Consider the following 1,776-nt stretch of genomic DNA (forward strand, 5'->3'; position numbering starts at 1 on the left):
GCGCTGTCGGCCGAGCTCGCCGCGCTCACGGGGCGCACCGCCTCGCCGACCGACCTCGATGCGGCGCGGCGCCTGTTCGCCCGCGCGGTCGAGACGCCGGGCGGGCTGAAGATCGAGACGCTGCACGCCCTGTGCGAGCGGCTGCTGCACATGTTCCCGTTCGAGGCCAACGTGCCCGCCCGGTTCGCGGTGCTGGACGAGAACCTGTCGCGCGAGATGTTCGCCAACGAGACCGACCAGGTGCTGGCCGCCGCAATCGGCGGCGACGCGCGGCTCGGCCACGCCCTCGACCTCGTGACGCCGGAGGCGACGGGCGATGCGCTGCGCAAGGCGATCCGGCAGGCCATGGCCGCGCGCACGGTGCTGGCCGCACGGGGCGGGCTGACGCGGCAATTCGCCCGGCTCGGCACCGCCCTCGGCCTCGCCGCGGGTCAGACCGACGCGTCGCTGGTGGAGACGATCCTGAACGGCGGGATCTCCGACAAGCCGGCCTTCGCCGAGCGCCTGCGCACCGGCAAGGCGACCGACGAGAAGCTCGCCGACGGCCTGCTCGCGGCCGAGGCCGCCGACGGCCGGCCGGAGGCGCTCGACCTCTATCGCGCGGTGTTCTTCACCGCCAAGGACGAGCCGAAGGCCGACAAGAGCCTGGGCACCAAGGCGGTGCCCGAGGACGTGCGCGCGGCGCTGATCGACGAGCGCGACCGGCTCGCGCCGCTGTTCGACGCCCTGCGCAGCGCCCGGGCGCTCGCCCGCACCGAGGCGCTGTTCACCCTCGCCGCCGAGATCCACCGCCGGATCGAGGCGCAGAAGGCCAAGCTCGGGGCGCTGGATTTCGACGACCTGATCCACAAGACCCTCGACCTGCTCGCGCGGGTCGACGCCGCCTGGGTGCTGTACAAGCTCGACCGCGGCGTCGACCACGTGCTCGTGGACGAGGCGCAGGACACCAACCCGCAGCAATGGCAGATCCTCGACCGGATCACCGCCGAGTTCGCCACCGGCGCCGGCGCGCGCGAGACCCTGCGCACCCGCTTCGCCGTCGGCGACCCCAAGCAGTCGATCTACAGCTTCCAGGGCGCCGAGCCGCGCGAGTTCGCGACGATGCACGGCAAGTGGAAGGGCGAGGCGCGCTCGGCCAAGCTCCGGTTCGAGGACGTCGACCTGAAGCTGTCGTTCCGCTCGACCCTCGGCGTGTTGCGGGCGGTCGACGCCACCTTCCACCTGCCCGAGCACTACGACGGCCTCGGCTTCGACGATGCGGCGGTCGGCACCGTCCACACCACGGCGCGGGCCGGCGCGCCCGGCACCGTCGAGCTGTGGCCGATCGCCGAGCCGGTGGAGGAGGTCGAGCCCGACGCCTGGGCCGCGCCCGTGGACGCGCCGGAGGCCAACGCGCCGGCGATCGTCACCGCACGCCGGATCGCCCGCGCGGTGCGGACCTGGGTCACTGCGGGCGACACCAGCGGCCGGGTCTGGCGGCCGGGCGAGGTGCTGGTGCTGGTGCGCAAGCGCGGGCCGGCCTTCGAGGAGGTGATCCGCGCGCTGAAGGGCGCCGGCGTGCCGGTCGCCGGCCAGGACCGGCTCGACGTCGGCGCGCACATCGCGGTGGCCGACCTCGTCTCGATCGGCCGCGCCGGGCTGCTGCCCGCCGACGACCTGACGCTGGCCTGCGCGCTGAAGACGCCGCTGGTCGGGCTCACCGACGAGGATCTCGTCCGCATCGCCGCCGGCCGCGACCGGTCCGAGACGCTGGAGGACGCGCTCGCCCGGCATGCG

1 protein-coding gene is annotated in these 1,776 nt (G+C 74.5%); it reads left to right on the forward strand.

All coding sequences use genetic code 11. The annotated features are described in order from the left end of the window. A partial coding sequence (locus tag FV230_RS27995) for a UvrD-helicase domain-containing protein (RefSeq protein WP_147844684.1) occupies window positions 1-1,776 on the forward strand: 1,776 nt, incomplete at both ends.

This window comes from Methylobacterium sp. WL6 (assembly GCF_008040095.1).
Taxonomy (GTDB): Bacteria; Pseudomonadota; Alphaproteobacteria; order Rhizobiales; family Beijerinckiaceae; genus Methylobacterium.